The organism is Streptomyces niphimycinicus (assembly GCF_018883605.1).
GTDB classification, from domain to species: domain Bacteria; phylum Actinomycetota; class Actinomycetes; order Streptomycetales; family Streptomycetaceae; genus Streptomyces; species Streptomyces niphimycinicus.
This window is the reverse complement of the sequence record NZ_JAHLEM010000303.1, coordinates 1-9,979: the sequence shown is the minus strand read 5'-3', so window position 1 is coordinate 9,979 and position 9,979 is coordinate 1. Positions and strand designations below refer to the sequence as shown.

The window sequence follows — 9,979 nt, the reverse complement described above, 5'->3', positions numbered from 1 at the left end:
GCGCAGGGCGCGGATGGCCCGCACGACGTCGAAGCCGTGCTCGCGGGGCGGGGCGAAGCCGAACTCGCGCTCCAGGGCGTCGAGGAAGGCCGGGGCGGGGCGCTCGAAGATGCCCATGGTGCGGTCGCCCTGCACATTGCTGTGGCCGCGCACCGGGCAGACTCCGGCGCCGGGGCGGCCGACATTGCCGCGCAGCAGCAGGAAGTTGACGACCTCGCGGATGGTGGGCACCGAGTGCTTGTGCTGGGTCAGGCCCATCGCCCAGCACACGATGGTGCGCTTGGAGTCGAGGACCATGCGCAGCGCGCTGTCGATGTCGGCGCGGTCGAGGCCGGTGGCGCGCAGCGTCTCGTCCCAGTCGGCGTCGCGGGCGGCCTTGGCGAACTCCTCGAAGCCGTGGGTGTGCTCGCCGATGAACTGCTCGTCGATGGCGCCGTCCCCCGCGCCGGAGGCGCTGTCGGACGCTTCCAGGATGAGCTTGTTGAGGAGGCGGAAGAGGGCCTGGTCGCCGCCGAGCCGGATCTGTAGGAACAGATCGGTGAGCGCGGTGCCGACGCCGGAGAGGCCGCGTGCGTTCTGCGGGTTCTTGAACCGCTCAAGACCGGCCTCGGGCAGCGGGTTGATGGAGATGATCTTCGCGCCGTTGGCCTTGGCCTTCTCCAGGGCGGAGAGCATGCGCGGGTGGTTGGTGCCCGGGTTCTGCCCGGCCACGATGATCAGGTCGGCCTGGTAGAGGTCCTCGAGCAGCACGCTGCCCTTACCGACGCCGAGGGTTTCGGTGAGTGCCGAGCCGGATGACTCATGGCACATGTTGGAGCAGTCGGGCAGGTTGTTGGTGCCGAATTCGCGGGCGAAGAGCTGGTAGAGGAAGGCCGCCTCGTTGCTGGTGCGGCCCGAGGTGTAGAAGACCGCCTCGTCGGGGGAGCCGAGCGCGGTCAGCTCGTCGCCGATGATGTCGAAGGCGCGGTCCCAGGACACCGGCTCGTACCGCTCGGCGCCCTCGTCCAGATACATGGGCTGGGTGAGCCGGCCCTGCTGGCCGAGCCAGTAGCCGCTGCGGGTGGCGAGGTCGGCCACCGGGTGGGCGGCGAAGAAGTCGGGGGTGACCCGGCGGAGGGTGGCCTCCTCGGCGACGGCCTTCGCCCCGTTCTCACAGAACTCGGCCGCGTGGCGCTTGTCCGGCTCGGGCCAGGCGCAGCCGGGGCAGTCGAAGCCCTTCTTCTGGTTGACGCGCAGCAGCGTGAGCGCGGTGCGGCGCACCCCCATCTGCTGCTGGGCGATGCGCAGCGAATGCCCCACGGCCGGCAGCCCGGCCGCGGCATGTTGTGGGGGTGTGACCTCGGGCGCGTCCTGGATCGGATCGCCTGCGGGCGGCTTGGCTGCCATCGTCGCTCCCCTTGGGCTCGAGCGTTGCGGGACCTGTGCGTGGACCTGTGGGTCAAATCCTGTCACGCGCCTACGACAGCCTGGGCGGCGGCCCGGTCCGGCTGTGCGGGGCACGATCTTGTACGCGGCCTGGTCCGCTTGTACGCGGCCCGGTCCGATCTTGTGCGCGGCCTGGTTCGATCCTGTGCCCGGTCCGGTCCGTGGCCGGGGCGGGAGGCATTGTCGGTGGGCCGTGGCAGGATCGGGGGCGTGGCAGAGAAAGCATCGAAGAAGACCGCAGCGCCCGCTCCCGACCGCACGGGGGAGGGCCGACCCCGCCTGCTCCTGCTGGACGGGCATTCCCTGGCATACCGGGCGTTCTTCGCGCTGCCGGCGGAGAACTTCAACACGACCACCGGCCAGACCACCAACGCGATCTACGGCTTCACCTCGATGCTGGCGAACACGCTCCGTGATGAGCAGCCCACGCACCTCGCCGTGGCGTTCGACGTCTCGCGCAAGACCTGGCGCTCCGAGCAGTTCACGGAGTACAAGGCGAACCGCTCCAAGTCCCCCGATGAGTTCAAGGGCCAGGTCGAGCTGATCGGCGAGCTGCTCGACGCCATGAACATCACGCGCTTCGCGGTGGACGGCTTCGAGGCCGACGATGTGATCGCCACCCTCGCCACCCAGGCCGAGGAGCAGGGCTTCGACGTGCTGATCGTCACCGGCGACCGGGATTCGTTCCAGTTGGTCACCGACCATGTCACGGTGCTCTACCCCACCAAGGGCGTCTCCGAGCTGACCCGGTTCACCCCCGAGAAGGTGCACGAGAAGTACGGCCTCACCCCCGCGCAGTACCCCGACTTCGCGGCCCTGCGCGGCGACCCGTCGGACAACCTCCCCGGCATCCCGGGCGTCGGCGAGAAGACCGCGGCGAAGTGGATCAATCAGTTCGGCTCCTTCAAGGAGCTGGTGGAGCGGGTCGACGAGGTCAAGGGGAAGGTCGGCGAGAAGCTCCGCGACCACCTGGAGTCCGTCAAGCTCAACCGGCAGTTGACCGAGCTGGTGCGGGATGTGGAGCTGGCCGCCGGACCCGAGGGTTTGGGGCGCACTCCGTACGACCGGGAGGCGCTCTCGGTGATCCTGGACGCGCTGGAATTCCGCCACCAGAACTTCCGCGACCGGATCATGGCCGTCGACCCCGGGGCGGCGGCGGACGAGCCCGCGGCCGCGGAGCCGGGTATCGCGGTGGACGGAGAGGCGCTGGGCGCGGGCGAGCTCGCCCCCTGGCTGGAGAGCCACCGTGACGCCCCGCTGGGCCTGGCCACCGTCGACACCTGGGCGCTGGGCAGCGGCAGTGTCAGCGAGATCGCGCTGGCCACCGGCTCCGGCCCCGCCGCGTACTTCGACCCCTCGCAACTGGACGAGGCCGACGAGCGGGCGTTCGCCGAGTGGATCGCGGACCCGGACCGCCCCAAGGTCCTGCACAACGCCAAGGGGATCATGCGGGTCTTCGCCGAGCACGGCTGGTCCGTCGCGGGCGTCTCCATGGACACCGCGCTGGCGGCCTATCTGGTCAAGCCCGGCCGCCGCTCCTTCGAGCTGGACGCCCTGTCGGTGGAGTACCTGGGCCGCGAGCTGTCCCCGGCGGTCGCCGCGGACAGCGGCCAGCTTGCCTTCGGCGCCGATGACGAGGCCGAGCGGGACGCCTTGATGATCAAGGCGCGGACCATTCTGGACCTGGGCGAGGCGTTCGGCGGCCGGCTGAAGGACGTGGGCGCGGCCGGGCTGCTGCACGACATGGAGCTGCCCGTCTCCGAGCTGCTGGCCCGGATGGAGCGGTCGGGCATCGCCGCCGACCGCGGCTGGCTGGAGCGCATGGAGCAGCAGTTCGCGGCCGCCGTGCAGCACGCCGTGCAGGAGGCGCACGCCGCGGTGGGCCATGAGTTCAACCTGGGCTCGCCCAAGCAGCTCCAGGAGGTGCTCTTCGGCGAGCTGGGCCTGCCCAAGACCAAGAAGACCAAGACCGGATACACCACGGACGCCGACGCGCTGGCGTGGCTGGCCGGCCAGACCGACCACGAACTTCCGGTGATCATGCTGCGCCACCGGGAGCAGGCGCGGCTGCGCTCCACCGTCGAGGGCCTGATCAAGACCATCGCCCCCGGCGGCCGTATCCACACCACTTTCAACCAGACCGTGGCGGCCACCGGCCGGCTCTCCTCCACCGACCCCAATCTCCAGAACATCCCGGTGCGCACGGACGAGGGCCGGGCGATCCGGCGCGGCTTCGTCGTCGGTGACGGCTTCGAGTCACTGATGACCGCCGACTACAGCCAGATCGAGCTGCGTGTCATGGCCCATCTCTCCGAGGACGAGGGGCTGATCGAGGCGTTCACCTCCGGTGAGGACCTGCACACCACGGTCGCCTCCCAGGTCTTCTCCGTCGACAAGTCGGCGGTCGACCCGGAGATGCGCCGCAAGATCAAGGCCATGTCCTACGGGCTGGCGTACGGCCTTTCGGCGTTCGGCCTCTCCCAGCAGTTGGGCATCACCCCCGATGAGGCCCGCAAGCTGATGGAGAACTTCTTCGAGCGGTTCGGCGGGGTGCGCGACTATCTTCAGCGGGTCGTCGAGGAGGCGCGCGCCACCGGCTATACCGAGACCATGCTCGGCCGCCGCCGCTATCTCCCGGACCTCACCAGCGACAACCGCCAGCGCCGCGAGATGGCCGAGCGGATGGCGCTCAACGCCCCGATCCAGGGCACCGCCGCCGATATCGTGAAGATCGCGATGCTCAAGGTGGACGCGGCATTGACGGGGGAAAAACTCTCGTCGCGGATGCTGTTGCAGGTCCACGACGAAATCGTGCTGGAGATCGCGCCCGGTGAGCGGGAGCGGGTCGAGGAGCTGGTCCGCCGGGAGATGACGGGCGCCTTCAGCCTGAGCGCTCCGCTGGATGTATCGGTAGGATCCGGGTCGGACTGGGAATCGGCGGCTCACTGAGAGTTCCACCGATGTGGCGTTTGCACCGGTAGCTGCGGGCCTTAAGTTGTCGTAGTGTCACCAGAGTTGACGCGCTGGGGGAGCGCACTGTGTTCGACGGGAGGGACACACGGATGGCACCGCTTATCGGCCGACGACTGCGCAAGGGGGCCGCCACGACGGCGGTGGCGGCCGCCGCGATGGCCGCCCTCACAGCGTCCCAGGCACCCGGGTTCGCCCACTCCGACCAGGGCGACCGGAACCGGGAGCAGCGGGCGGGGGAGGCACCGGCGCCCGACGACACCCCCATTGACGGTGGTTCGTCGTACCACACCGATCTGCCGCCGCTGGTCACCCCCGACAAGCCGGGCTCCTCGGCCGATCTGCCGGGGCTCCCCGGGGGTGGCAGCACCAAGGCCGAGGCGGGGATACCCGCCAGCGTGCTGGACGCCTACAAGAAGGCGGAAGCGGCCCTGCGGAAGTCCAACCCCGGCTGCAATCTGCCCTGGCAGTTGCTGGCCGCGATCGGCAAGGTCGAGTCCGGCCAGGCCCGCGGCGGCAATGTGGACGCCGACGGCACCACCGTCTCGCCCATCCTCGGCCCGGTCCTCAACGGCGACGGCTTCGCCCTGATCAAGGACACCGACGGCGGTGCCTACGACGGCGACAGTACGCATGACCGCGCGGTCGGCCCCATGCAGTTCATCCCGTCCACCTGGGCCAACTGGGGGCGGGACGGGAACGGTGACGGCGAGAAGGACCCCAACAACGTCTATGACGCCGCCCTCGCCGCGGGCAACTACCTCTGTGCGAACGGCCGCGATCTGTCCGTCAAGGCCGATCTGGACCGTGCGATCCTCGGCTACAACCACTCGCAGGAGTATCTGAACACCGTCCTGTCGTGGTTCGAGTACTACAAGCGCGGCACCCACGAGGTCCCCGACGGCACGGGTGTGCTGCCCTCGGGGGACGGCTCCGGCGGCTCGGGCTCGGGCGACAAGGGCAAGGGCTCGGGGAAGGGCGGCGGAACGGGCAAGGACACCGGGAAGGATCCGGAGAACGCCCACACCCTGCCCAAGCCCGACGACGAGCCCGACACCTCCACCCCGACCCCTCCGGCCGGCGGGAACGGCGGGACCCCCGGGACCCCGGGCACCGGGACCCCGACCCCCAAGCCCCCCACCACTCCGCCGTCCACTCCGAGCGGCACCAGCAAGCTCACCACGGTCGGTGCGAAGGAGCTGTCCGCCACCGCGGGCACCGATTTCGCCCAGTCGCCGCGCGTCAAGGCCGTGGACGCCGCGGGCAAGCCGGTGGCCGGTGCGCGGGTGAGGTACGAGATCCTCGGCGAGACCGACTCGCGCTTCCTCGGTCTCGTCAAGTCCGCCACCATCCTGACCGGCAGCGATGGCACCGCCACCGCGCCGAAGCTGGTCGCGGGCGAGAAGACCGGCACCTTCACCGTGCGCGCCACCGCCGTGGGGCGGGAGGCCGCCCCGGTCGAGTTCGCCGCGACCGTCAAGGCCCGTCCCGTACCGCAGGCCGATGCGCTGGCCCGCCTCGACGACAAGGAGCTCACGGCCCAGACCGGCGCCTCCTTCGCCGACGCGCTCACCGTCACGGCCACCAGCAAGGGCAAGGCCACCGCGGATGTGCCGGTGACCGCCACCATGATCACCTCGGCGAAGGACCCCGAGCCGGGTGACAAGGGGCCCTACTTCCTGGACGACAAGGGCAAGCCGGTGCGCACCCTGACCGCCCTGAAGACCAACGCCCGCGGGCAGCTCACCCTGCCGAAGATCCTCACCGATGACCACGCGGGCACCTTCCTGCTCCGCCTCACCGCCAAGGGCGGCGCCGTCCTGGACATCGAGCTGACGGTCACCGAGGCCGAGGCCCCCGCCTCGTAAGCCGCCCGGTAGCCGAGTAGCGCCGCGGATCACGCGGTTCCTCGCGCCGTCCCTGAGCCCCCACCGGGCCCAGGGGCGGCGCGACGCTTTTCGGCCTTCGTGTTCTCATCTGCGGCCCCCGTTGCTACGGTGCCCCATCCCTGACGAACCGTCAGGCCGCGCCTCGTACCGGACCACGAGGAGGCCCGTATGCGCGCCCTCGCCGCCGCCGCGATCGGACTCGCCGCCGCCCTCGCCATCGTCCTGACGATGACGGCCATCGGCGCCCCCAGCGGTGAGACCTCCCCGAAACCGCTGCTCACCACCGTCCCCAAGCACCCCTGAGGGAGGGACATCCGCCATGCGCCGCAGAGCAAGCCTGGTGCTGCTGGCCTTCGCCGTCTTCTTCGCCGCACTCGCGCCGCTGCTGCGCTGGTACGCCTATCCCCGGCTGGCCAAGATCCCGCCCAGCGAATACCAGACGGCGGTCCTGGAGGCCGGCCCGGCCACCCTGCTCGACTACGGCACCATGCGGCCCCGCAAGGTCTCCAAGGTCACCATCGTGCAGACCCTGCGCGGCAATGTGCCCGCCGCCGAGAAGGCCGGGAAGGCGACCGGGCGCGATGTCGTCGTCTGGGACGCCCTGTCGTATATGGCCGGGCCCGACGGCAAGATGGTCTCCAAGATCCCCGAGCGCTATGTCTTCGACGCCCACTCCCAGGACCCGGTGCACGCGGGCGGGGAACATGTCGACGGGGACGCGGTGCGCCGCGACGGCATCGAGTTCAAATGGCCGTTCCTCACCGAGAAGCGCGACTACCGCTACTTCGACGCCCAGACCCGTACCTCCGCCCCCATCCACTACAAGGGCACCCAGACCTTCCGCGGCCTGAAGGTCTACTACTTCGAGCAGACCATCCCCTGGACCAAGGTGCCGCTGCCCAAGACCATGCCGGTCAAGGGCGTCACCCCCGAAACCGTCCGCAAGGCCGGCACCTCCCGCTGGTACAGCACCAAGCGGATGTTCTGGGTCGAGCCCACCACCGGCGCCCCGGTCAACGGGCAGGAGATCCACCGGGAGGAGCTGCGCGGCGGCACGCTGCTGGGCGACCGCGACCGGGTGACCGTCTTCAGCGGCCATGTGAAGATGCGCGAGGACTTCATCCGGCACACGGTCGACATGGTCAAGTCCCAGCGCCAGTTGGTCCTGCTGCTCACGGCCTATCTGCCATGGGGCTTCCTGATCCTCGGCATGGCCCTGCTCGCGCTCGCCCTGCTGCTGGAGGCCCGCGGGCGTGCGGCGCGCCCCCCGTCGGCCCCGGCGGAGCCGACCCCGTTGTCAGTGGCGGGCCGTAGCGTATGACCATGCCAGTGAACTGCTGCGTTCCCGGGCCCGAACTCGTCGGCCATATCGTCGAATTGGCGCGCCTGGAATGGACTCCGGGCGTCACGGCGGCCGCCGCCGAGCGCTTCGGCTGGGTGCCCGACGGCTCCCGTACGTCCTCGCACGCCACCAACACCGGGCACCATGTCCGCCCGGAGTGGTTCGGCGGGCCCGATGACGCGGACACCGAATGCCTGATCCCGTTCTGCTACTACTACGAGCCGGACGACTTCGACACGGAGTTGCAGGCCGACGGGCTCAGCTCCAATGTCGACTGGCTCGCCGAGTACCACTCCGAGGACCCCGAATGGGTCTTCCACCGCGATGCCGACCGCTCCGCCTTCGACGGCCGGTGGCGCGCAGCCGTGGATGCCTTCGGCGAGCGTCTGGGCGAGCCGGAGACCGTGGTGCGGGACGAGAAGGGCGACCACCCGTGGAACTACGCCGCGTGGCGCTGCGGCGGCAATGCGGTGGTGGTCGGCCAGTGCGTCGACAACGGCTCGTATATGACCTTCGAGCAGGCGCTCATATGGGTCGGGCCGCACCCCGTGGATGAACCGTTCCCGACGGGGGAGCAGTTCGCCCTGAGGCTGGAGTGCTGAGCGGCACGGCCGTCGCGCCGATCGCCATGTCAGCCGCCGTGTCAATCGCCGCGTCAACCTGCGTCCCCGCGATTCGCTCGTGGTGGCCAAGCCGGTAGTGATCAGGGCGGAGGCGTGGCTAGCATGCCGCCCATGCCGGGCATCACGATTGAGTTCACCGAGCAGGAGCTGGCCGAGCTGCGTGCCGAGGCGAGGGAGAAGGGCGTCGAGGTCAGGCGCCTGGCGCACGACATACTGACCGAGGACGTGGTCCGGCGGCGTCAGAAGGAGCGTTTCGTCGAGGGCGCCGTGAAGTTCGCCCTGGAGTACAAGCCCGAGTTCGAGCGGGAGTTCCCGCACGGCATGCGGTGATCCTGTATGTCGACGCCGGTTGGGTGCTGAACGTCCAGGTCGAGGTCTCCCCGGTGAACACCCCGGTCCGGGACTGGGGCGCGCTGCACTGCATGACCGAACGCCACCGCTATGAGCGGTTCTCGGGCGAGCCCTACTACGAGGAGGCCGCCGCCCGTGCTGCGACCTTTCTGCACACCTCACTGATCCTCGAGCCGTTCTCCGACTACAACGCCACGATCGGCGCGGCCTGCGCGCGGATGTACATAGCGGAGTCGGGAGAGCCGATCACGCCTCCGCCGGGTGGCATGGTCGGACTCGTCCGCGAGATACGGGAGATCAGCGGATTCCGGCTCGGCGAGACCGCCCGCAGGCTGCGCGGCTGGGCCGACTGACGCCGGACGCGGCCTGCCGATGCCCGGCGATGCCCGATGCGGCCGCTGAGCGGCCCCAGCGGCTGTGTGGGCTGAGCGGGTGGGCGTTGGGCAGGGTCGGCGGCTGTGGGCTTAGCGGGCGGGCGGGCGCAGCACGGCGGGGTTCAGCGGCTGACGTTGGGCGGCTCAGCGGCGGGTGTTGGTCCGCCGGGTCGGCTCGGCCGTCGACGGATCCTCCGGCCATGGATGCTTGGGGTACCGGCCGCGCAGCTCGGCCCGCACCGAGCGGTAGCCGTCCTTCCAGAACGACGCCAGATCGGCGGTGACCGCGGCCGGACGCCCCGCCGGGGACAGCAGATGCACCAGCAGCGGCACCCGTCCGCCCGCGATCCGGGGCGCCTCCTGCCAGCCGAACAACTCCTGAAGCTTCACCGCCAGTACCGGCCGGTCCGCGCCGTAGTCCACCCGTACCCGCGAGCCGCTCGGCACCTCGATCCGCTCCGGCGCCAGCTCCTCGAACCGCGCGGCCTCGCCCGTGGCCCACGGCATCAGCCGGGCCAGCGCCTGTCCCGCCTCCACCCGCCCCAGATCGGCCCGCCCGCGGGCCCGCGTCAGCTCCGTCCCGAGCCAGTCGTCCGCGCGGTCCAGCAGCGCCGCGTCGGAGACATCAGGCCAGGCCCCGCCCAGCTCCCGGTGGAGAAACGCCATCCGCTGCCGGACCGCCGTGGCCTGCGCCGACCAGCGCAGCAGCCCCGTCCCCTCGCGGCGCAGCCCCTCCAGCAGCGCCTGCCGCACCAGCTCCGGATCAGGCTTGGCCAGCGGCCGGGACACCAGCTCGATCGCGCCGAGCCGGGCCACCCGGCGCGCCACGACGTCCCCGTCGGCCCAGTGCACCTCCGCACCCTCCGAGGCCAGCGCCACGGCCGCCGCCCGGGCGGTGTCCTCGTCGGTCACGGCCGCGAGCCGCACCCGCGCCGACGCGGAGGTCACCGGGCGATCCGCGACGGCCACCGCGAGCCATGGCGCCCCGCCCAGCCGCGAGCCGTC

The 9,979-nt window shown here is 70.7% G+C and carries 9 protein-coding genes; 7 read left to right on the top strand and 2 right to left on the bottom strand.

Annotated features, from left to right (window positions below):
• Positions 1-1,386: FdhF/YdeP family oxidoreductase (locus KN815_RS26025; protein WP_216344349.1), on the bottom strand; the 1,386-nt coding region annotated here is incomplete at its 3' end.
• A 249-nt stretch (positions 1,387-1,635) separates the two neighbouring features.
• On the opposite strand from KN815_RS26025, the gene polA reads away from it, so the two are divergent.
• The 7 genes from polA (at position 1,636) to KN815_RS25990 (ending at position 8,953) form a co-directional block, all read left to right on the top strand.
• Entirely contained in the window at positions 1,636-4,374 is a 2,739-nt protein-coding gene (polA, locus tag KN815_RS26020) for a DNA polymerase I (RefSeq protein ID WP_216344348.1), read from the top strand.
• A 113-nt stretch (positions 4,375-4,487) separates the two neighbouring features.
• Entirely contained in the window at positions 4,488-6,263 is a 1,776-nt protein-coding gene (locus KN815_RS26015; RefSeq protein WP_216344347.1) for a lytic transglycosylase domain-containing protein, read from the top strand.
• 189 nt (positions 6,264-6,452) lie between these two features.
• Complete coding sequence (locus KN815_RS26010; protein WP_014059917.1) at positions 6,453-6,587, top strand: SPW_0924 family protein; 135 nt, start codon at positions 6,453-6,455, stop codon at positions 6,585-6,587.
• Between the two features lie 16 nt (positions 6,588-6,603).
• Positions 6,604-7,605, top strand: coding sequence for a cell envelope lipid trafficking protein PgfA (gene pgfA, locus KN815_RS26005; protein ID WP_216344346.1), 1,002 nt, complete (start codon positions 6,604-6,606; stop codon positions 7,603-7,605).
• Positions 7,606-7,607: 2 nt separating this feature from the next.
• The gene (locus tag KN815_RS26000; protein ID WP_253209248.1) at positions 7,608-8,228 is read left to right on the top strand and encodes a hypothetical protein; all 621 of its coding nucleotides are present in this window, start codon (positions 7,608-7,610) and stop codon (positions 8,226-8,228) included.
• Between the two features lie 132 nt (positions 8,229-8,360).
• Positions 8,361-8,579: a hypothetical protein gene (locus tag KN815_RS25995; protein ID WP_253209247.1), complete on the top strand. Its 219-nt coding sequence runs from the start codon at positions 8,361-8,363 to the stop codon at positions 8,577-8,579.
• A 23-nt stretch (positions 8,580-8,602) separates the two neighbouring features.
• Positions 8,603-8,953: a hypothetical protein gene (locus KN815_RS25990; protein ID WP_253209246.1), complete on the top strand. Its 351-nt coding sequence runs from the start codon at positions 8,603-8,605 to the stop codon at positions 8,951-8,953.
• A 165-nt stretch (positions 8,954-9,118) separates the two neighbouring features.
• On the opposite strand, the gene KN815_RS25985 is transcribed toward KN815_RS25990, so the two are convergent.
• On the bottom strand, positions 9,119-9,979 hold an 861-nt coding region (locus KN815_RS25985; protein ID WP_301184644.1), incomplete at its 5' end, for an ATP-dependent helicase C-terminal domain-containing protein.